16 protein-coding genes are annotated in these 21965 nt (G+C 66.4%); 4 read left to right on the top strand and 12 right to left on the bottom strand.

The window, feature by feature from the left end; genetic code table 11:
* Positions 1 to 15 precede the first annotated feature (15 nt).
* The 3 genes from C451_RS18815 to C451_RS18805 form a co-directional block, all read right to left on the bottom strand.
* Positions 16 to 810 carry a CAP domain-containing protein gene (locus C451_RS18815; RefSeq protein WP_007743106.1) on the bottom strand — a complete coding sequence of 265 codons (795 nt, stop codon included), beginning with the start codon at positions 808 to 810 and terminating at the stop codon, positions 16 to 18.
* Positions 811 to 955: 145 nt separating this feature from the next.
* Positions 956 to 1465, bottom strand: a complete 510-nt coding sequence (locus C451_RS18810) for an NUDIX hydrolase (protein ID WP_007743103.1) — start codon at positions 1463 to 1465, stop codon at positions 956 to 958.
* Between the two features lie 104 nt (positions 1466 to 1569).
* A complete protein-coding gene (locus tag C451_RS18805; RefSeq protein WP_007743101.1) occupies positions 1570 to 3357 on the bottom strand; it encodes a S9 family peptidase in 1788 nt (595 codons plus the stop codon).
* Between the two features lie 139 nt (positions 3358 to 3496).
* On the opposite strand from C451_RS18805, the gene C451_RS18800 reads away from it, so the two are divergent.
* The gene (locus tag C451_RS18800) at positions 3497 to 4456 is read left to right on the top strand and encodes a hypothetical protein (protein ID WP_007743099.1); all 960 of its coding nucleotides are present in this window, start codon (positions 3497 to 3499) and stop codon (positions 4454 to 4456) included.
* On the opposite strand, the gene folP is transcribed toward C451_RS18800, so the two are convergent.
* The 5 genes from folP to C451_RS18775 all read right to left on the bottom strand — a co-directional run bounded on the left by folP (position 4453) and on the right by C451_RS18775 (position 10474).
* Complete coding sequence (gene folP, locus C451_RS18795) at positions 4453 to 6900, bottom strand: dihydropteroate synthase (protein ID WP_049913236.1); 2448 nt, start codon at positions 6898 to 6900, stop codon at positions 4453 to 4455. The genes C451_RS18800 and folP overlap by 4 nt on opposite strands.
* A gap of 127 nt (positions 6901 to 7027) precedes the next feature.
* Positions 7028 to 7876 carry a sugar phosphate isomerase/epimerase family protein gene (locus C451_RS18790; protein ID WP_007743096.1) on the bottom strand — a complete coding sequence of 283 codons (849 nt, stop codon included), beginning with the start codon at positions 7874 to 7876 and terminating at the stop codon, positions 7028 to 7030.
* A gap of 42 nt (positions 7877 to 7918) precedes the next feature.
* Positions 7919 to 8860: a UbiA family prenyltransferase gene (locus C451_RS18785; protein ID WP_007743094.1), complete on the bottom strand. Its 942-nt coding sequence runs from the start codon at positions 8858 to 8860 to the stop codon at positions 7919 to 7921.
* Complete coding sequence (locus tag C451_RS18780) at positions 8847 to 9677, bottom strand: sugar phosphate isomerase/epimerase family protein (protein ID WP_007743091.1); 831 nt, start codon at positions 9675 to 9677, stop codon at positions 8847 to 8849. The genes C451_RS18785 and C451_RS18780 overlap by 14 nt, the downstream gene beginning before the upstream one ends.
* Positions 9674 to 10474: a TatD family hydrolase gene (locus tag C451_RS18775; RefSeq protein WP_007743089.1), complete on the bottom strand. Its 801-nt coding sequence runs from the start codon at positions 10472 to 10474 to the stop codon at positions 9674 to 9676. Before C451_RS18775 ends, C451_RS18780 begins: the two co-directional genes overlap by 4 nt.
* Positions 10475 to 10925: 451 nt before the next feature.
* Here C451_RS18775 and C451_RS18770 point away from each other — a divergent pair, with 451 nt between their 5' ends.
* Both C451_RS18770 and C451_RS18765 read left to right on the top strand, forming a co-directional pair.
* Complete coding sequence (locus tag C451_RS18770) at positions 10926 to 12155, top strand: inositol-3-phosphate synthase (protein WP_049913235.1); 1230 nt, start codon at positions 10926 to 10928, stop codon at positions 12153 to 12155.
* Positions 12148 to 13500 (top strand): alkaline phosphatase family protein, encoded by a 1353-nt coding sequence (locus C451_RS18765; protein WP_007743087.1) that lies wholly within the window; start codon positions 12148 to 12150, stop codon positions 13498 to 13500. The genes C451_RS18770 and C451_RS18765 overlap by 8 nt, the downstream gene beginning before the upstream one ends.
* A gap of 4 nt (positions 13501 to 13504) precedes the next feature.
* On the opposite strand, the gene C451_RS18760 is transcribed toward C451_RS18765, so the two are convergent.
* The 3 genes from C451_RS18760 to purH all read right to left on the bottom strand — a co-directional run bounded on the left by C451_RS18760 (position 13505) and on the right by purH (position 19414).
* A complete protein-coding gene (locus C451_RS18760; RefSeq protein ID WP_007743085.1) occupies positions 13505 to 15628 on the bottom strand; it encodes a PQQ-dependent sugar dehydrogenase in 2124 nt (707 codons plus the stop codon).
* Positions 15625 to 17658, bottom strand: coding sequence for a PQQ-dependent sugar dehydrogenase (locus C451_RS18755; protein ID WP_080503564.1), 2034 nt, complete (start codon positions 17656 to 17658; stop codon positions 15625 to 15627). The genes C451_RS18760 and C451_RS18755 overlap by 4 nt, the downstream gene beginning before the upstream one ends.
* 169 nt (positions 17659 to 17827) lie before the next feature.
* Positions 17828 to 19414 carry a bifunctional phosphoribosylaminoimidazolecarboxamide formyltransferase/IMP cyclohydrolase gene (purH, locus tag C451_RS18750; RefSeq protein ID WP_007743083.1) on the bottom strand — a complete coding sequence of 529 codons (1587 nt, stop codon included), beginning with the start codon at positions 19412 to 19414 and terminating at the stop codon, positions 17828 to 17830.
* 378 nt (positions 19415 to 19792) lie between these two features.
* On the opposite strand from purH, the gene purB reads away from it, so the two are divergent.
* On the top strand, positions 19793 to 21175 hold the full coding sequence (gene purB / locus C451_RS18745) for an adenylosuccinate lyase (protein WP_007743082.1): 1383 nt from the start codon (positions 19793 to 19795) through the stop codon (positions 21173 to 21175).
* A 325-nt stretch (positions 21176 to 21500) separates the two neighbouring features.
* On the opposite strand, the gene C451_RS18740 is transcribed toward purB, so the two are convergent.
* Entirely contained in the window at positions 21501 to 21962 is a 462-nt protein-coding gene (locus tag C451_RS18740) for a ferritin-like domain-containing protein (RefSeq protein ID WP_007743080.1), read from the bottom strand.
* Positions 21963 to 21965: the final 3 nt, after the last annotated feature.

Here is a 21965-nt window from a genome sequence, read left to right as displayed (position 1 = left end):
ACCGTTTGTGGTCGCTCAACAGAAGTTCTGGGTGGCGTAGACGCGCGTCCGGCCATCGATCTGCTCGATATGAACCCCGATGGCTTCGTTCTCCCAGTAGGGTTTGAGCAGGTTCTTTCGGTGGCTCGTCGAGTTCATCCAGCCGTTGACGATACCGCGGGCGAGTTCCTCCTGCGTGTCGTACTGCACCGTGCGATTGTCCATCGAGACCGGTGCGTCGTAGTAGGTGTAGAGGATGTTCTCGCCACCGGTCGCGTACCGGAGGGTACCCGTCTTGACGCGACACTGGTAGTCGAAGCGACGGTAGCGATCGGCGAGCGTCTCGCCGTCGGGGCCCACGTGCGAGAAGTAGCTCCGATTGGCCATGTCGGTGCTGTGATAGCGCGCGACCAGCCGGAGATCGGTGTCGAACGACAGGTTCGACTCGCCGCGCTCGGCGCGTTCCTCGTTGACGTATCGGTGAACGAGATATTCGAGTTCGGTGCCGTTGAGCTCGCTCGTGTTCGATGCCGAAACGGTCGACGCGTTCGCGTCCGCACCGGCCGTTCCGCCCGATCCACCGGCTTCGTCGTCGACGATGCTGCCGATACCGCCGACCCCGCCGGCGCTATCGTTGTCGACGGCACCGAGCGCGCCGATGTCGCCCACGTCGGCCGGTACGCCGAGATCACCGAGCAAGTCGCCGACGCCGTCAGCCGGGAGACCGCCGAACGCGATGCTGGCGGCGAAGACGACGACGGCGACCACGAACACGAGGCGGACGAAGAGCGACAGCAGCCACCCGAGCGTCCGGAACAACCACCGGAACATCACTCACGGGTTGGCCCTCGGCGAGTATGTATCTGTCTCCCTGTTCATACTGTCGGACGGGAGTACGTGACGTTCAGATTGCGAAAATCTACTGCAACGAGTGACAGTTCACCACACGATTTCCGGTCAGTTCCGTCCGACAGTATCAGATGGCAAGCACGCCGGCGTCGAGGCGGTCGGTCGGGCGGCTGCTGCGCCATCGAACGGGGCTCTCGCCACATTCGACGCGCTCGTCGGGGCCCGACGAGCCGACGAACCGCACGACCAGACAGTACACCTGCGGGCGCTCGCGGTCGGTCTCGTCGCCGATGCCGACGATCGTGATCCGCTCGACCGAGTCGATCGAGCAGTCGATCCCGGTCACCTCGCGGACGTTTCGTTTCGCCCCTTCTTCGAGCGATTCGCCGGGATCGACGGGACCGCGCGGGCAGGCCCACTCGTCGTGACCGTCGCGGATCAAGAGGACCTCGTCGTCGTCGTTGGTCACGTGGACGCCCGCGATCGCCCGCTCGATCCCGTCGGCGTCGGCCGCCCGCTCGTAGCGCGTCGGGGGAACGGTCCAGCCGAGCTGGTGGACCGGCGCGGAGCCGTAGACCTCCTCCAGCCGGTCGAGCTGGTCCGTCACCCACTGTTCGGACCGTTCGGCCTCGTTCATATCACGACACGACGTCGACTCACAATAAAAACGGAGGTTCGTTCACCGCCCTGTGAACACCTTTCACGCCGTTTTCGGCGATTTCATTCGTCCCGCACGACCCCTCAGACGTGCTCGGCGAGGAAGTCGGCGATCGCGGTGTAGGCCTCGATGCGGTTGTCGCGCTTGACGATCCCGTGGCCTTCGTCGTCGAAGATCAGTGTTTCGACGGGGACGCGCTCACCGACGCGCGCGGCGACCTGCTCGGCCTCGCCGACGGGCACCCGTGGATCGTTCTCGCCGTGCAGGACGAACAGCGGCGCGTCGATGCGCTCGATGCTGTTCAGCGGACTGATCGATTCGAGGAGTTCGCGGTCGTCTTCCAGCGAGCCGTACTCCGCTTCGCGCAGCGCGCGCCGCCACGACCCGGTGTTTTCGAGAAAGGTCGTGAAATCGGCGATGCCGACGATGTCCACGCCGGCGGCCCACAGATCGGGATACTCGGTGAGCGACGCGAGCGTCATGAACCCACCGTACGAACCGCCCATCACCGCGATGCGCTCGGGATCGACGGCCGGCTGTTCGTGAAGCCAGGCGACGCCGCGTTCGATGTCGGCGACCGAATCCATCCGCTTGTCGCGGTCGTCGAGATGCGTGTAGGCCTTCCCATACCCCGTCGAGCCGCGCACGTTCGGCTCGAAGACCGCGTAGCCCACCGAGAGCAGGTACTGCGTGACGGGGCTGAACGAGGGCCGGCGCTGGCTCTCGGGTCCGCCGTGGATATCGACCACGACCGGCGTTGCGTCTTCTTCGGCGTCCACCGGAAGCGAGAAGAAGGCCGGGATCTCTCGGTCGTCGAAGCTCTCGTATCGGACGAGCTCCGGCGTGCGGAACGATTCGCGATCGAGACCCGCAGTCGAAGCGTTCGTCCAGCGCTCGCTCTCGCCCGTCTCGACGTCGACGACGTGAACATTTGTATTCTCGCGACGGCCGGTGACGGTGACGGCGAAGCGCTCGGCATTGGCGTCGAAGGCGACACCGCCAGCGACGCCCTCCGGGAGGTCGGGTGCGGGGAACTCCTCGATCCCGTCGCCGGCGAGCCGGCCAACAGTGAGGTCGGTGTAGCCGTCGACGTTGCGTGCGTACACCAGCCGGCCAGTATCCTCGTCGAGTGTGATCCCTTCGACGTTCCAGTCGTCGCCGTCGGCCACGATTTCGAGGTCGCCGGTGGCGAGATCGAGTCGGGCGAGCGAGAGCGTATCGGACTCGCGGTCGGTTACGAGATAGAGCGCGTCGCCGTCCGGGCTCCAAGAAGGATCGAGAAATCGCACGTCGCCATCGTGTGGCGTGACATGTTCTATTTCTTGAGTGTCGAGATCGAGCACGTAGAGGTCCTGATCGAAGCTCGAGTGTGATTCGGTCACGAGCAGTCGGTCGTCGCTCGGCGAGAACCCCGCGACCGTGAGCCAGCCGTCACCCTCGTGGACGCGCGTGGCGTCGTCACCGGTCTCTGTACGTCCCTGCGTGTAGACGTCGAAGACGGACGTGTCGCGTCGGTTGGCAGCGAAGGCGAAGCGCTCGCCGTCGTGGCTCCAGCCGCCCCAGCGATGCTTCGTGTCGGGATCGTCGGTGAGCGGCTGGATCTCGCCGTCCGGGGCGAGCCGGAAGAGCTGTGCGCGCTCGTTGCCGCCCTCGTCCATGCCGAAGATCAGTTCCTCGCGCTCGGGCGAGAACGAGGCAGTGGTGACGCGCTCGTCGGAGAAGGTGCGCTGATCGGGCCATCGACCGGGTTCCGAGAGCGACCAGACCTGTGGCGTGCCCGTCGCGTCGAACAGGAAAGCGAGATCGCCGGCGGGCGAGAAGCTCGCACCGTAGGCGCTGCGGACGTTGAGATAGCGTTCGATCGATCGCATGCCGTTCGGTTCCGCACTCGGGCGCAAATCCCTTCGGGTCGCGGCGGCGCACACCTGTTCTCACGAAAAACTCGTCAGTAGAGTACCAGTAAACGAACGGAGAAGACAGATAAGGCAACGGCCCCTATCGGCGGCGACCGTGATCGAACCGGGACCGGAATCGGAGTCAGGGCTGCTCGACCGCGAGGAGCTCTCGAACGTCGAGAAGTGGTTAGCGCCCGCCGTCGGCGTCGTCGTCGTACTCGTCCTGCTGGCGGGCGTGGGCTTTCTCGTCACCGACTATCTCGGCGGCAGCCCGAGCGGCCCGAACGACGCTGACCGCGCCGGCGTGGCCGCTCCAGGGAACGACACGACGATCCCCGCGACCACCACGAACGCCACGGCGACGACCGTCCAGCCGACCGCGACAACCGCGGAAACCACCCCGACGGCGACGCCGACCCCGACACCGACGGCAACAGACACGCCAACGGACACGCCGACACCGACCGAGACGGAAACCCCGACGCCGACGGCGACCGACACGGCAACGCCAACGCCGGAACCGACGACCACGGCGACGCCGACGTCCGAGGCGACCGAGACACCAACGGAGACGCCCACGCCGACCCCGACACCGACCGAGACGGAAACCCCCACGGAAACGCCGACGGCAACCGAAACGCCGACACCAACTGATACACCACCACCGGAATCAGCCGCCCAGAGTGAGACGGAGACGACCACCCAAACGACGACCGACGAATCGACGACCGAAGCCGAAACCCAAACCGCGACGAGTTCTGCGACGACCACGACATCGACAGCGACGGCCACGGACACCCCGACAGCGGAGGCGACCGAAACCCCGTCTTCGACGGAAACCTCGACCGCGACGCCGACTCCGACGCCAACCGCAACGCAGACGTCGACAGCTACCGCGACCGAGACGTCGACACCAACTCCGACTGACTCGGCAGCGACGGCTGCGACTGCCGAGACGACGAGTCAGACGGCAGAACCGACGACACAGACGGCGGAGCCAACGTCGGAACGCACGACGACAGCAATGCAGACGGCGACCACAACCACGACGCATAGTTCCGCAACGACGGCCTAATCGTGTGAGCCGTCGAATTCGTTCGGTGCGTTCGCTGCCTCGCTGACGCCGACGGCGGCGACGCTCTCGGCAACGTCGTGGACGCGGACGATGTCCGCACCGCGCTCGGCGGCCAGCGCGCTCGCGGCCACCGTCGCCGACAGGCGCTCGCCCGCCTCGCTGCCGACGAGATCGAACATCGACTTGTGCGAGTGGCCGAACAGGATCGGGCAGTCGAGCGCGCGGAACTCGCCTAATCGATCGAGGATCGCGAAGTTCTCCCGCTTGCTCTTGCCGAAGCCGATGCCGGGATCGACGATGATCTGCTCGCGATCGAGCCCCGCCTTCTCGGCGAGCAGGACGCGCTCGCGCAGTTCGCGGATCGTGTCCTCGACCACGTCGTCGTACTCGGGGGTCGAATCGGGATCGACGGGCGCGTCGATGCTGTGCATCACGACGAGCGGACAGTCGTAGTCGGCGGCGACGAACCGCATCTCCGGATCGTCGAGCCCCGTGACGTCGTTGATGATGTCCGCGCCGGCGTCGAGCGCTGCGCGCGCGACCGCCGCCTTCCGGGTGTCGATCGAGATCAGGGCATCGAGCTCGGCAATCCGCTCGATGACGGGCACCACCCGATCGCACTCCTCCTCGTCCGAGACGGGTTCCGCGCCGGGGCGGGTACTCTCGCCACCCACGTCGATGATGTCGACGCCTTCGTCGATCATCGACTCGGCCTGTCGGACCGCCGCCTCCGTGGTGTCGAACTCGCCGCCGTCGTGGAAACTGTCGGGCGTCACGTTCAGAATCCCCATCACCGCCGTCCCTTCTTCCCAGGGGTAGCCGTGCTTTTCCGAACTGACGCCGATCGAGAGCGCCTCACGGATGTCGTCGGCGAGCGGTGCCAACCCGTAGGGCTGGCCAGCGAGCTTCTCGGTGAGGCGCTTGAACTGCGCGAGCGTGGCGAGCATGAGTACGTCGAGCGACTCCTCGTCTTGGTCGTTGAGCCCCGAGATGGAACACTCGCCGCCGAGCGAGAGTAATTCTTCTTTCAGATACTGTGCTTGTCGCGGGCGCACGCGGGTCTTCAGCGCTCGATGCACGGCTTTGCCGCGCATTCGGTAGGCTCCCGCGTCGGTCACGTGCGTCCCCTTGATCGCGCGCCGGGCGTCGTCGAGGCCGTCGATTGCCTTGGGGATATCGAGGCGACTCCAGCGCGTCCGTGCCTCGCGGACGACGTAGAGCGAGCCACAGACGAGTACGCAGTCGTCCGGCTCGGCGGCATCGAGAGCGGTCTGAAGTGCGTCGGTGACGTCGCTGCTGGTCTCGACGCGACTCTCGTCGAACACCTCCGCGAGAACCGCGTTGTCCTCGGCGCGCGGGACGTCCGGCCGGCAGGCGACGACGTGCTCGGGCGTCGGCAGCGCATCGACCATCCCCTGGTGGTCCTTGTCCGCGAGCGCGCCGAACACGAGGTGGAGGTTCTCGAAGTCGAACTCCTCCAGGGTGTCGGCGAGGCGCTCGCACGCACCGGGGTTGTGTGCACCGTCGAGTACGACCAGCGGCTCGCGTTCGAGTACCTCGAACCGGCCGGGCCAGTAGGCCGCGCGCAACCCGCGTGCGAGCGTCTCCTCGCCACACACCTCGTCGAATTCGCCGGTGACCTGTTGGGCGAGTGCCGCCGCGATGCCAGCGTTCTCGGCCTGATGAGCTCCCAGGAGGGAGAGTCGGGTTTCGACGGTCCAGTCCCGGTCGGAGAGCCGAACGGCGCTCTCGACACCCGTTCGACCTTCGTGTGTCACCGAGACGTCGCCGTTCGGACCGACCGTCACGGCGTCGCCGGCGCTCTCTTCGATCGCTTCGCGCGCGTCGCCAGTTGCGGCGGTGACGACGGCGTTTTCCTGGGGCGCGACAGTGGCCATGTCGCGACCGATCTCTCCAACTGTGTCGCCGAGCATATCGGTGTGTTCGAGCGTGACGCTGGTGATCGCACTCGCTACCGGATCGACGACGCTGGTCGCGTCGTAGCGCCCGCCGAGACCGACTTCGAGCACGGCGACGTCGACCGATTGCCGGCGGAACTCCCAGAGTGCCATCCCGGTGAGCACCTCGAAAAAGGTGGGAGCATCGCCGTCGGCGGCCCGATCCAGGACGTAGGGACGGATCGTTGCGACGTAGTCGGCGAGCGCGCTCTCGGTGATCATGCGGCCGTCGACACGGACGCGCTCGCGGACGGAATCGAGATGCGGCGAGGTGTAGAGACCGACGTCGAGCCCCGCCTCCCGGAGCACCGATGCGACCATCCTGGCTGTGCTTCCTTTCCCATTGGAGCCAGCGATCTGGACGAACGCGATCCCCCCGTGTGGATCGTCAAGAACGGAGAGCAGGTCGTCGGTGGCGTCCAGGCCCGGGCGGGGCGGATACCGACGCAGGTCGAAGAGGAAGTTTGCCGCCTCGTGGAACTCCATATCTGACACCGGTGGGGCCGTGGTTTGAGCGTATCGGACGTTCCCGTTCACCGCTCGCACGACGACCGGAATCGACATGGAAACCGGTGTTCACCACGACAGGTCGTTTTCCGCCCTGACGAGGAAGTCAGCAGTACGACGACAGTGCCTCGTAAGCCTCGCTGGCGGCTCGATCCGGCTCGTCGGGATAGGTGTAGAGTTCGAGCGTGGCGAACCCGTCGTAGCCGATCTCGTCGAGTGCGTCGAAGATCGCCCGGAAGTCCAGGTCGCCCTCGCCGGGGATGCGGTGGTAGTGTTTGCCGCGCACGCCGCCGACGATGTCCTCCAGATGGACGCCCGTGATGTGGCCCGCACACCGCCGGATCGCCTCCGCAGGATTCTCCCCGTAGACGGCCGCGTGGCCGACGTCGAGGTTGACTCCGAGCGCGTCGTGACCGACGTCCTCGATCAGTTCCAGGACTTCGTCGGTGCACTCGACGAGCAGTTCGGGTTCGTACTCGATACCGACTTCGACGTCGCGCTCGGCGGCGTATTCGCAGATCGTCCCGAGCGAATCGAGCAGGTACTCGTAGGCCTGCTCCGGTGGATTGCCGGGCAGCGGGCGACCGGTGGCGAGACAGACCGCCGGCGCGCCGACCTCGTCGGCGAGGTCGATAGCTCGTTTCGTGTAGTCGATGCGCCAGGCCCGTCCTTCGTCGTCGGCGGTGACGACGCTCGGATCGAAGAAGGACGACGGCGGCGCGTCGTCGAAGTAGCCCGTCGCAGTGTTCGCGTTGATGTTCGAGACCTCGATGCCCGTATCGTCGAGTGTATTCGACAGTGCATCTCGGTCGTCCTCGCCGAAGTCGGGGAAGTAGGCGTGCGGTTCGTCGCCCAATATCTCGACGCCGGCGTAGCCGTGGTCGGCGATGCGTTCGACCGCGTCCGGCAGCGCGTGGCGCGTGTAGGCGTTCGTCGAAAATGCCAGTTCGACCATGAGGAAGGCAGGGTCGGCCTCCCGAAACACCTTCCGACAGCACTACGAGACGTTGAACAGGCGGGAGAGGCCGACCGCGGGGAGTAGAAAGACGAGGACGGCGAGCGCCCAGCCGACGCCCGCGAGTGCCGCGAACGCCGCGTCGAGCACGACGAGCGCGAGGATACAGGTCCCGACCGCCGGGCCGACGGTATCGGGCCGGGGGGTCGCGTACGCCGGCCCAAGCGCGCGCCCGGTCCACACCAGAAAGCCGCCAGCGAGGCCGACGGCGGACACGATTCGAACGAGCGACGGCCCCAGGGTTACGACCGCTGCGAGCACGCCGAGAACGGCCAGCAACACGCCGGCGGCCGCCGCCGCGACCGCGCCGCGTTCGGTCGTCGTCGCCTCGTTGTCGGCCATGTACGTCACGGCAGCGATATACAGCGCGACGACGACCGGGATCGCGAGCGCCCACGCGGGGAGCGCGGCTGCCGCTGCCGTCGTCCCCGCCACCGTCCCGAGCAACACGTCGAGTCCGCGCGCGCTACCCATCGCGAGAAAGCCAGCCGGGGTGCCCTTGAGAACGCCGTCGTAGAGCGCGATGACGGCTGCGAGCGCCGCCGCGAACAGGCCGGCTCGTGGTCCGGCCGTCCCGAGCGCGACGAGCACGCCGCCGAGCAGCAGCGCCGCACCGAGAACGCCTGCCGTCCGTCGTGGAATCGCGCCCGACGGAATCGGTCGTTCCGGACGCTCGCGCGCGTCGATCACCGCGTCGAAGTAGTCGTTCAGCGTCGTTCCGCCGGCGTACAGCAGCACCGACGCGACCGCGAGCCCGGCGAGTGCAGGTATCGAAACCGCTCTACCTGTGGCGGCGACGAGCGCGCCACCAAGTAGGACGTCCGGCGGTGCGCTGAAGAGGTTCGGCACGCGCACCAGCGCCGCGTAAGCCGCGAGTTTCCCGCGCGATCCGGATTCGCGCGTGGTTCCCTCAGACCCACCCACCGTCTTCGAGGTAGGCCATCGCCTCGCGAACGGTCTCGGCCGCCGTCTCCTCGTAGGGGTAGAGTTCGACCGTCACGAACCCGTCGTACCCCCGCGAATCGAGTGCATCGAGGAACTCGTCGATCGGTAGTGCGCCGTCGCCGAGCTGGGTGTGTTCGTGGCGGCGATCCTCGGGGATGTCCTCAAGATGAACGTGGTCGACGTACTCTGCGAGTCGGTCGAAGGCCTCGATGGGGTCCTCGCCGACGCTGAACAGGTGGCCCGCGTCGAAGTTACAGCGAATCCGTGGGTGGTCGATGCGCTCGGCGAACTCCAAGAATTCCTCCGAAGTCTCGATGAGGAGGTCGGGTTCGGGTTCGACGTGGAGATCGACCCCCACCTCCTCTGCGACCGGGAGGACCTCTTCGAGGCTCTCGACGAACGTCTCGACGGCCCACTCGCGGGATTTTTCCTCCGGGATGGGGCCACCAGGCTCGATCGAGATATATCCATGTCCGAGCGCGGCCGCCGTCCGGAGGGCGGCTTTCGTGTAGTCGATGCGCTCCTGGCGGTAGTCCGTGTCCGGTTCGATGTAGGAGGGATGGTGGAACCCCTCGATGGCGGTCAGCATGAACGCGTTGCAGTTGCCGATGGCGAGATCGTTCGCGGCGAGCGCTTGCCTGATCTCTTCGATCTCGTCCTCGCCCGCGTCGGGCGGGTAGAGATGTGGCTCGTCGAACAACAGTTCGATGCCGTCGTAGCCCGCGTCGGCGACGATCTCGATCGTCTCGCGCGCGTCGTACTCCCGAAACGCGTTCGCGGAGAACCCGAACTTCATCGCTCGTAGGTGAAGTTCGGCGACTGATCGAAGAACTCGTAGGGGTTGTCGAAGACGACCTTCTTCACGTCCTCGCGATCCCAGCCCCGATCGAGCATCTTGTCGCGTGCCTTGGGGACCGCGAGCGGGTCAGAGGGGTCCCAGTCGGCAGCGCTGTTGAACAGCATCTTGTCGGTGCCGTACTCTTCGAGGAGATCGATGGCCGCCTCGTCCTCGATCTTGCCCGGGTAGAGCGTGAAGCCGACCCAGCAGTCCGTGGTGAGGGAGGTCTCGATCGTCTCTGCGGTGTTGTGATCGATGACGATACGCTCCTGCGTGACACCTTCGTCCTCGATGATGTCGACGATCCGCTCGGTGCCCGCGAGCTTGTCCGTGTGTGGCGTGTGGATGATGACGGGGAGTTCGCGCTCCTCGGCCATCCGCAACTGGGTGCGGAAGGCCCACTCCTCGTCGTCGGTACCCTGATCGAAGCCAATCTCGCCGAGGCCGACGACGTTCTCGCGGTCGAGATACTCCGGTAGGCGGTCCAGAACTTCTTCGGCCATCTCGCGGTAGTTCGCCTCCTTCGGTTCGAGGCCGATCGTGACGTAGTGATCCATCCCACCGGCGCGCTCGGCGCGCGCGGTCTCGAAGTCGATGATCTGCTCGAAGTAGTCGAAAAACGAGCCCGCGTGCTGTTTGTCCGTGCCACTCCAGAACGCGGGTTCGATGCAGCACTCGACGCCGGCCCGACGCGCGCGCCGGTAGTCGTCGGCCGAGCGCGAGACCATGTGCATGTGCGGGTCGATGATCTCCATAGCCACGAGTGGGTGCCGGACGCACTACTATGTACTGATCGTACATTCTCGGGTCGCGATCCGATCCTCGTCGTGGCGGTCGGCGCGTGCTCGCGCTCGTGTACGAACGAAGTGAGCACGAGCGCGAACACTGCGCGAGGGATGAGCACCGCAGCGAGAGGAGCGAGCGAGGAGCGCAGTCGGTTGGGGAGGTATGTGGGCTGTTGCGGTTCTCGTTTGAGTCAGGATTCATCGTGTTGGAGTCGGCTGCCGTACGGAGTGTGGGTGCTGGCTTTCAAAAATCAAGTCGACGATCGGACAGTTCGGTGCCGACATCACAAAGTAGGTGTGTCTCGGAGCCCTGGTTTCAGGGGATGCAGCGACGGACGTCCGAGCCGATCGGAACACAGGGGAGCGAATCGCAATCGAGTCGGGATGAACGATCGAGCGCCACGACGGTGGGGTGGTCGCGATGAGCGCGAGCATCGGCGTCTGGCTCGTCGGCGCACGCGGGAACGTCGCCACGACGGCGATGATCGGCGCGCGTGCCATCGCCCGCGGCGCGACCGACACGACAGGGATGGTCACCGAGCGTGCGCCGTGTACGGATCTCGATCTCCCGGAGATCGACTCGCTCGTCTTCGGCGGTCACGACGTCCAGGACGGCAGCGTCGTCGAGACGGCCGAGCGCCTCGCGGAGCGCAACGGTATTCCCGACCACGCGACGCTCGACGCCGTTCGCGACGATCTCGCCACGATCGAGGAGCGCATTGAGACCGGCACGGCACGCAACTGCGGGCAGGCGGTCACGGAAATTGCCGACGGGGGAACCGACGAGTCGCTCTCGCTGCGGACGATCGTCGGGGATATCCAGGACGACTACGAGCGATTCCGCGAGGACAACGATCTGGAGCGAGCAGTTGTCATCAACGTCGCCTCCTCGGAGCCGCTGCCGGCCGCTCCCGAGAAGTACGACTCGATCGAGTCCGTCGAACGTGCGCTCGACGAGGACGAGCCGTTGCCGGCGAGTTCGCTGTACGCCTACGCCGCCCTCTCCGGCGGACATCCGTTCGTGAACTTCACGCCGAACGCCGCGAACGCGCTCGGTGGACTCCGAGAGCTGGCCGAGCGCGAGGGCGTTCCGCACATGGGCAAGGACGGCAAGACGGGCGAGACACTGATGAAGTCCGCGCTCGCGCCGATGTTCGCCCAGCGAAACCTTCGCGTGCGGTCGTGGGAGGGTCACAACATCCTCGGGAACGGCGACGGCGAGGTGCTCGAAGACGATGCGAACAAGGCTGGAAAGTTGGCGAGCAAGGGTGGCGTGCTCGACGGCATCCTCGATCACGACACCCACAACCGTGTCAGGATCGATTACACGCCCGCGCTCGGCGACTGGAAGACCGCGTGGGACGACATCCGTTTTCGGGGATTCCTCGATACCGACATGAAACTCCAGTTCACCTGGGAGGGCTCCGATTCGGCGCTCGCCGCGCCGCTCGTGCTCGATCTCGCGCGATTGCTCGCGTTCGCCGACGAACAGGGCGAGAGCGGCCTCCAACCGCAGCTCGCTTCCTTCTTCAAAGCGCCGCTCGGCGTCGACGAACACGACCTCTCGAAACAGTTCGGGATGCTCGAAGAGTACGTCGAAGCGCACACCAGACAGCCGACCGCGGTCGGCGCGGAGGGCGACGATGACTGACGGCGACGCGGGGCGGGCGATCGTCCTCGACGTGATCGGGCTCGAACGCGAGCACGTCGCATCGGGGCTCGCGCCGAACATCGCCGATCTCGTTGACGACGGCGCGCGTGCTGATCTCCAGTCGCCGTTTCCGGCCGTCACGCTGCCCGTCCAGAGCACGCTCGCCACAGGTCAATCGCCCGCAAACCACGGCGACGTGGCCAACGGCGAGTACGACCGGGAGAACGACACGGCGGCGCTCTGGGAGCGCGACAGCGAGAGCCGGGATCGCCTCTGGGAGAGCGCGAGCGAGGCGGGGCTCACCACCGGCGTGCTCTGTTTCCAGCATCTCATCGGCACGACGGCGGACGTCGCGCTCACGCCCTCGCCGATCGAGGACGAGGAGAACAATATATTAGAAATGAACTGCTGGACCAACCCCGACGACTTCTACGACGAACTCGAAGCCGAGTACGGCCACTTCCCGCTCCACACCTACTGGGGTCCCGGCGCGAACGAGGAATCGACGGCCTGGATCCTCGACGCCGCCCGCGAGGCCATCGACCGCTACGATCCCGATCTGCTCTGGATCTACATCCCGTATCTCGACTACGCGGGGCTGGCCCACGGCGCGAGCAGCGACGAACTCCGCGAGGCAATCGGCGTCGCCGACGAGCTCGTGGGCGATTTCCTCGACTTCCTGCGCGCGGACGAGCGCTGGGGCGAGACGGCAGTGAACGTCGTCAGCGAATACGGCTTCCACGACGTCGACACACCCGTGTTCCCGAACCGCGCGCTGCGCGAGGCGGGACTGCTCTCGGTCCAGGACGACGGCGAGGGCGGCGAGGAGATCGACCTCCCGAACTCGCGGGCGTTCGCGCTGGTCGATCATCAGGTGGCTCACGTCTACGCCGACGAGGACGTCGTCGACGAGGCGCGCGACGCACTCACCGGACTCGATGGCGTCGAGCGCGTACTCGGCGACGAGGGTAAGGAGGAGTACGGCGTCGCCCACCCGAACGCCGGCGATCTCGTCTGCGTCGCCGAGCAATCTGGCTGGTTCCAGTATTACTGGTGGTTCGACGACGCGAACGCACCCTACTACGCCCGCGACATGGACATTCACGCGAAACCGGGCTTCGACCCCGTCGAGCTGTTCTTCGGCGACGAGGGGCTCGTCTCGCTCGATGCTTCGAAGGTCGGTGGCTCGCACGGCCGCGCCGACGTCGACGGGTTCTACGGGCTGGGCGGTCCGGCGGCCCCCGACTCGGTGCCCGACGACGTGGACGCACGGGCGGTCGCGCCGACGCTCACCGAGCTACTCGATATCGAGGTCGAAACGGCGTTCGAGCGCGACGCGCTGTAAAATCCTACTCTTCGCGCCCGGACAGCAACCGGGCCGCACCGATCGTCAGCCCCGACAGCGCCGCCAGAACGCCGAACCCGGGGCCGGAGTCGCTGCTCGTCCCCGCCGACACGCCACTCTCGCCGTCCGCCTGTGTCCCCTCGGTTGCGGTCCGTGGGCTCCCGTCAGTCGACGATGGTGTGGCGTCTGTCCGACCGCCGACCCCGGTCGTCCCGGCGGCCGTCGTGTTCGTGGCGGCCGTCGCGTTCGGAGTCGCCGCCGAGCCATTTGGGGCGGTCGCATTGCCGGTGGCGGTCGCTCCCTGGGACTGAGGTGGCACGATCCGATGGACCGCGCCGGTCGCCTCGCTGCCCGTGTTCGCGGTCGTCAACACGTAGAGTCGGTCGTCGTTGTCGCGGCCCATCGCGAGGATGTAACCGCCGACGAACCCGCTGTCGGTGTTTTCGACCGAGAGCTCCGCGACGTCCCAGAGACCGTCGTCCTCGGCGGGCGTGGCCGCCAGCAGCGATCCCGTCGGTGTCTCGGTTTCCTTCGATTTACGGAAGTCACCGAAGACGTAGTCGCCCTGGAGCTCGGGGATATCATCGCGCTGGTAGAGATAGCCGCCCATGGCTGCCGAACCGACACCCTGCCCGTCGGCGCTGTGTGGATACTCGATCACGGGATCGATGAGCCGTTCGCCGCCGCGGACGTCCGACGGGAGTTTACTCGGACAGTTCTCGGGCGGGTTGCGACTGCCTTCGGGACCGGGTTTGAAACAGTGGGTCCCCTCGCGGACGTTCCAGCCGTAGTTCTTGTCCTTCTCGACGATATCGATCTCCTCGAACCCGTTCTGGCCGACGTCCGAGGTGAACAGCGTGCCGTCGGAAAAGCCCATCCGCCACGGGTTACGGAATCCCCAAGCGAACTGCTCGTTCAGTCCGTCCTTGCCGACGAGCGGGTTGTCGTCGGGAATCCCGTAGGCCTTGTCGCCCTCCTGGCTGTCGACGTCGATGCGCAGGATCGAGCCGAGCAGGTTCTCGGTGACGTCCTGGCCGTTACCGCCCTCGTTGCGGTCGTACCAGTCGCTCACGTGACCCAGATCGGTGTCGTGTGCGCCACCACCGTCGCCCATCGCCACGTAGAGATAGCCGTCGTCGGGCCCGAAGACGATCGCCCCGGCGTTGTGCGTGTCGTACGGCGATGGGACTTCCATGATCGTCCGTTCCGAGTCGACGTTCCCCGTCGAACCGTCCTCGCTCGCCTCGAACTCGGAGAGCACCTCGGTGTGCGAGAACTCGTCGGGTGTCCCCTCGCGCGAAGGGGCACTGTATCGCAGGTAGAACTTCCGGTTCTCCCCATAATCCGGATGGAACGCCATCCCGAGCAGCCCCATCTCGCCGGTGATCTCGGTCAGTTTGTCGCTCACGTCGATGAACGGCTCGTCGTTCAGGCTGCCCGATTCGTGGACGTAGACCTGTCCGATGCGATCGACGATGAAGTAGCGGCCGCTCTCGCCTGGCGGGACGCCGAAATCGAGCGGTGCGGTGAGCGTTCCCTCCGTCACCGTCTCGGTGCGCACCGTCGGACCGTCACCGAAATACGACGAGCCGTCGTCGCCACTCTCGGTCGTGGTTTGGGTCACCGTCTCCTCGCCGAAGGCGATCGAGCCGTGCATCGAGCTTCGGTGTGGCTCACAGATGTACTCGGCCATCTCCTCGCGCGCGGTGAACTCGATCGTCTGGGTCGCACCCTGCTCGTTCATCACCTCGGTGCGTTTCAGCACCTCGCCCTTGCCGTCGAGCAGCGCGATGTTGTGGCCCTGGCCGTCGATGTTCTTCCAGGTGATGCGGTAGTCGACGCCGGCGTCGAGCTGGAGCGTCGGGTTGCTCTCGTCGGCGATCGATTCGGGTTTGCGACCCTTCCAGCCACCGATCTCGCCGCCGAGGCGGATCTCCGTCGGCTGGGACTGTGCAGCCGCGATCCCTCCCGAACCGACGAGCGCACCGGCCGCCGCGCTCGTGCGGAGGAATCGTCTGCGGGTCGTTGCGTGTCGGGCTGTCGCGGCGTTCGTTCTCATTGGTGTCTCGTTGTCGTCGGTCGGATCGTCGCGGTGCTGGGACGGGGTCGAACGGCCACGGCGGCTCATCGGTCGTCACCACCCAGCAGGCGTGCGACGCCGAGCCCGATCGCGGCGAGCCCGGCGAGAATGCCGAACCCCGGCCCGTCGCCGCTCACGATACCGCCGCTCTCGCCCGTCCGTGCCGTGTCCGACTCGTTCGTCGTCTCGGTCGGCGTCGCCGTCGCCGTTGCGGTCGGCGTTGGCGTCGGTTCGGGAGTCGCCGTCGCCGTCGCCGGTCGAGCCGGTGTCTCGGTCGTCACGGTCGAGCGTTCCTCGGCCTCCGGTGGCCGAAGACGATGGACGGCACCCGTCTCACCCTCGACACCGAGATTGTCGGTCGTCAGCGCGTAGAGCTCGCCGTCGTTGTCGCGGGCGACACAGAGGAGATAGGCACCGAGCTCGCCGTTCTCGTCGTTGCCGATCGAGATCTCCTCGACCGACCACGAGTCACCCTCGACGGGCGTGGCGGCGAACAGCGATCCGCGTGGTGTGCCGTCCTTGCTGTAATCGCCGAACACGTACTTGTTTCGAAGAGCGGGAATGGTCGCGTTCTGGTAGATGTAGCCGCCGATGACGGCGACACCGACGCCGTTCGTCTCGTAGGTGTGCGGATATTCGATCACGGGATCGATGAGCGGCTCCCCGCCGCGGACGTTCGGCGGCGTCTTCGTGGGACAGTTGGCGCGATACGGGTCCGATCCCTGCGTGGCGACGAAACAGTGGCCGCCCTCGCGGACGTTCCAGCCGTAGTTGCCGCCCTTCCGGACGACGTTGACCTCCTCGTACCGGCGCTGACCGACGTCGGCCGCCATCAGCTTCCCGTCGGAGAAGCCGATGCGCCACGGGTTGCGAAAGCCCCAGGCGTAGTGTTCGTCCAGGCCCTCGTCGCCGACGAGCGGGTTGTCGTCGGGGATGCCGTAGGCCTTGTCGCCGTCGCGGCCATCGACGTCGATGCGCAGCACCGATCCCATGAGGTTCTCGGTGACGTCCTGGCCGTTACCGCCGAGGTTCGCATCGTACCAGTCGTCGGGCTGTTTCGACGATTTGAGCGCGCCGCCGCCGTTGCCGATGCCGATATACAGGTAGTCGTCGGGCCCGAAGACGATCGCCCCACCGTTGTGGGTGTAGTACGGCGAGGGGATTTCGAGCACCGTCCGCTGGGAGTCCGCGACCGCCCCGGTCACGTCCTCGTTGGCCTCGAACTCCGCGATGACCTGCGTGTGCGTGTAGTTCCCGGGCGTTCCGGGGCGCGATTTGGCGCTGAAGTGGACGTAGAACTTCCGGTTGTCCGCGAAGTTCGGATGGAAGGCCAGCCCGAGCAGCCCGCGTTCGTCGATCGTCTTGATCTCGGGGAGGTTGTCGAAGTCGATGAGCTGATCGCGCACATCGAGGAAGATATCGCCGCCGCTGCCGTCGGCTCCGTACCGCCGGATGACGCCGATCTGGTCGACGACGAAGAACGCGTCGCGCTCGCCGGGCGGGGCTTCGAGCCCGAGCGGGGCGGTGAGGCCACCGTCGACGACGGTATCGGTCCTGACCGTCGGGCCCGTCGGGAAGAACCCTTCCGGCTCGCTCGATTCCGTCGTCGTTTCGGACGTGCCGCTCTCGCTCGACAGCTTGATGTCGCCGCGCATCGAGTTGAGGTGGGCCTGACAGACGTACTCGTCCATCGCCTCGGTCGCCGTGAACTCCAGTGTCTGGGTCTGCCCCTCGTCGGACATGTACTGGGTGCGCTCGATGACGGCGTCCTCGCCGTCGAGCAGGGCGACGTTGTGCTGTGCGCCGTCGACGTTCTTCCACGTCAGTCGGTAGGTCGTTCCGACGTCGAGTTCGAGCGTTGGGTTGGTCGTCCCCTGAATCCCAGAGGGCTTGCGACCGACCCAGCCGGTCGTCTCGCCGCCGAGGCGGATCGTCTCGGGCTGGGACTGGGCGCGTGCACCCGTGATGCTTCCGACGCCGGCGAGACCGGTCACGCCGGCAGCGGTGGCAGCGAGAAAGCGCCGGCGAGAGGGCCGACCGGACGGAATGGAGGTCTCTCCGTTGGTTCCCTTCGTCATGATCACTCCCGGACCGCTCGTCGAACGGCGGCGGTGCCGGTGACTGTCAGAACAGGGGGTCGGTGCTCACTTAGGGGTTGTGATACGCCCACCAGTCGACGGAAATCACCCCGCTAAGAACTGAACGCACCGATCGACGAACAACCACCGTTCATCCGTCCTCGCCCGCTCAATCGTGGCGGAACGCGCGCTGACCGGTGTGGGCCATCGCGATGCCCGCCTCGTCGGCGGCCGCGATCACGTCGTCGTCGTTGACCGATCCGCCGGGCTGGACGACCGCCTCGATGCCCGCGTCGACGGCCGCCTCGATCCCGTCGGGGAACGGGAAGAAGGCGTCCGAGGCCATCACCGCGCCCGCTGCGGATTTTCCCTCGGCGTGTTCGTCGGCCTTCATCGCGGCGAGCCGTACCGCATCGACCCGCGAGACCTGTCCCATGCCGATGCCCACAGTTTCGGTGCCGTCCGCGAAGACGATGGCGTTCGATTTGACGTGTTTGATGACCTGCCACGCGAAACGGATCGTCCTCAGCTGGGCGTCGGTCGGCTCGCGCTCGGTGACGATCTCCAGGTCTGCGGGGGCGATCGCCTGCTCGTCGCGTTCCTGGATCAGTCGCCCACCGGCAATCGGTTTTTCCACCAGCGGGGATGGATCGCTGTCGAACTCCTCGATGTCGAGCACCCGGAGGTTGTCCTCCCCGCGCAGCACCGCGAGCGCGTCCTCGGTATAGCCCGGCGCGAGGACGACTTCTTTGAACGACTCGACGATCCGCTCGGCGGTCGCCTCGTCGCACTCGCGGTTCAGCGCGACGATCCCCCCGAACGCGCTCATCGGATCGGTAGCAAGCGCGTCCTCGTAGGCCGCCGCGAGCGTGTCGGCGGTCGCACAGCCCGCGGGGTTGGTGTGCTTTATCACCGCGGCCGCCGGCTCGTCGAACTCCCGGACCAGTCCGAGCGCGCCGTCGGCGTCGTTGTAGTTGTTGTACGAGAGGTTTTTCGCACCGGGGTTCAGCTGTGGCGCATCGACGACGCTCGCCCCCGTGTCCGCGTCGGTGTAGAGCGCGGCCGACTGGTGTGGGTTCTCGCCGTAGCGGAGCTCCGCCGCGCGCTCGGTGCCCCGAACGCGCCGGGTCGGGAACGCGCCATCCTCGTCGTCCGCGACCCGCACCTCGCGCTCGTCGCCCTCACCTTCGATGGTCAGTTTTCCCTCGGCGAACAGCCTGACGGCGCGCGGATAGGCCGCGAACTCGGCCTCGTGGAGCACGCGCTCCTTCAGCGATTCGGGATCGTCGTCCGCATAGACGGCGACTGGCTCCTGAGTGACGATCGGGCCGGCGTCGACCTCCTCGGTGACGAGATGGACGGTACAGCCGGTGACGTCGACGTCGGCGTCCAGAACCTGTTCGTGGGCATCGATCCCCGGGAACGCCGGGAGAAGGGACGGATGGACGTTGAACGCCGGCGGCGCAGCATCGACGAACTCGTCGGTGAGCACGCGCATGTAGCCGTCGAGACAGACCAGTTCGGCGTCGTACTCGTCGAGTCTGTCGAGCAGTCGTCGTTCGTGACTCCCCCGGGATTCTCCATCCTCGGGTTCGACGACCTCGGTGGGGATCCCGCGCTCGGCGGCCGCGTCGAGCACCGGCGCGTCGGCGTCGTCCGTTAGAACGACGCTCAGTTCCGCGCCGCCGGGCGCGCGGTCGGCGATCCGAACGAGGTTGCGGCCGCGATTACCCGCCAGTCCCGCGATCGGTGTCATGGCTGAAGGGGACGCGCCGTGCGCAAAGTGCGTTCGGATTCGAGAACGGCGTCCACGGGCCATCCTTCGATGAAATTCGTGAGAAATTCGATTTCCTACACGGCGCGCGCTCGCGCTCGTGTGCGAGCAATAGCGAGCACCGAGCGCGAACACTGCGCGAGGGATGAGCACCGCAGCGAGCGAGGAGCGCAGTCGGTTGGGGAGGTATGTGGGCTGTGCGGGATTCATTGTCGTCAGGTAGTGCGGTCATAACTGCTCTGCTGACAGAGACCGAATTCGGTAACTCGGAAAAACGAAATCGTACTGAAATCGAATCGGACTCGCGAGAGCGATCGGCGATTCGACACCCATTTCACCGGACTCGGGTCAGTCGTAGGCATGACAGATCGCGGTCCGCTCTCGTCCGTGTCGCCGCTCGATGGTCGGTACGCACGCTACACCGAACCGCTCGTCGAATACGCGAGCGAGGCGGCCCTGCTGCGCGCCCGCGTCCGCGTCGAGGTGGAATATCTCGGCGCGCTCGCCGAACTCGACGCCACCCCGATCGAACTCGACGCCGACGACCGAGAGGTTCTCAGAGAACTCTACGAGGAGTTCACCGAGGAGGACGCAGCCCGGATCAAGCGCATCGAAACCGAGGGCACCGCCGAGCACTCGGCGACCAACCACGACGTGAAAGCGGTCGAGTATTTCGTCCGTGACGGGCTCCCCGACCCGGACGTCGCCCCGTGGGTCCACTTCGGCCTGACGAGCGAGGACGTCAACAATCTCGCTCGCCGACTGCTGCTCAAGCCCGCTGTCGAGGAAGTGCTGGTGGCCGAACTCGACGCGATCCGGGAGTCGTTCGCGGGGATGGCGAACGAATACAGTGACAGCCCGATGCTCGCGCGCACGCACGGCCAGCCGGCGACGCCGACGACGTTCGGCAAGGAGATGGCCGTCTACGCCGGCCGGCTGGAGAGGGCCATCGAGCGCGTCGAACGTGCCACCGGCGATCTCGCAGGCAAACTCGCCGGCGCGAGCGGGACCTACGCCGCCCACCACGCCGCCTATCCCGATGTCGACTGGCGAGCCTCTGCACGGGAGTTCGTCCGCTCGCTCGGGCTCGCCCACGTCGAACCCGTCACGCAGATCAACCCGTGTGACGATCTCGCGGCGCTGTTCGACGCGCTCCGGGGTGCGAACGCGATCCTGCTCGACGCCGATCGTGACATGTGGCGCTACGTGTCCGATGGCTATCTCGGCCAGGAGAGCGACGCGGGCGAGACGGGTTCGTCGACGATGCCGCACAAGGTCAACCCGATCGACTTCGAGAACAGCGAGGGCAACCTCTCGAAGGCCGACAGCGATCTCTCCTTTCTCGCCGAGACCCTCACCACCTCACGGCTCCAGCGCGATCTCTCGGATTCGACGGTCAAGCGAAACGTGGGCGCGGCGCTGGCGCACAGCCTGATCGGCTACCGGAAGACCCAAACTGGTCTCTCGAAAGTCGTCCCGAACGAGCAGGTGATGCGCGCGGAGTTGGAGGAAAACCCCGAGGTCATCGGCGAAGCAGTTCAGACGATCCTCCGTCGCGAGGGTCACACCGATGCCTACGAGCGAGTGAAGGATCTCACCCGCGGGCGACGCACCAGTCTCGACGAGTTCCGCGAGCTGTTCGCCGACCTCAACGTCGACGAGGCAACACGTGCGGAACTACGCGCGCTCACGCCCGCCGACTACACCGGGCTGGCAAGCGAACTGGCCGATTCGGCCGAGTAAATCGATCGACGGGCAGACATACCAACTACTCAGGGATCACACGAACCGCACAGCCCACGATCCTCCCCAGCCGATTCGCTCGTGGTTCGAAAATCGGAGATTTTCGTCATCACGAAAGGCGCGGAGCGCCTTTCGAACGACTCCCCGCCGGTCGCTCACTCATCCACCGTCAGAACGAAGTTCTGACGAGCCTGCACTCGCGTGCTCGTGCAGACCCCGCACAGTGTTCGCACTCGGTGCTCGCCGGCGAGGCGCTCCGCGCCTCGCGATGCTCGCACACGAGCGCGAGCGCGCCATCGGTGGAAAAAACAGCCGTCGTGCTGCGTCAGTCGTCGTACTCTTTCCGGTAGCCTTCGAACTCGGTGAGATGCTCCTCCTCGTCGGCGAGCAGTTCCGTCGCGAGGTCCTCGGTCACGGGGTCGTCGGCCTCGTCGGCGACGGTGACGAGTTCGCGGTAGGTCTCGACCGCGCCCTTCTCGGCCTCGATGACGCCGTCGATCACCGCGAGCGTGTCGGTCGGGTCCTCGGGCGGCTGGAGGCTCTCCTGGCCCATCTCGAGTTCGTAGGAGCCCTTCGGCTGGTCGCCGAGCTGGACGATGCGTTCGCCGAGCTCCTCGGCGTGGCCGAGCTCCTCCTCGACGTCGGCGCTCAGGCTGTCGGCGACCTCCTCGGCGGCGACGCCCGCGAGCGCGATGGCGTCGCTCTGGTAGTTGATGACGGTCTCGAACTCGTCGTTGCGTGCCTCGTGCAGCAGGTCGAGCACCTGCTCGTCACCCTCCGTGCTCATGGA

Source organism: Halococcus thailandensis JCM 13552 (genome assembly GCF_000336715.1).
GTDB lineage: Archaea > Halobacteriota > Halobacteria > Halobacteriales > Halococcaceae > Halococcus > Halococcus thailandensis.
Note: the sequence above shows the minus strand (reverse complement) of the source record. Positions and strands in the feature narration are given on the sequence as shown.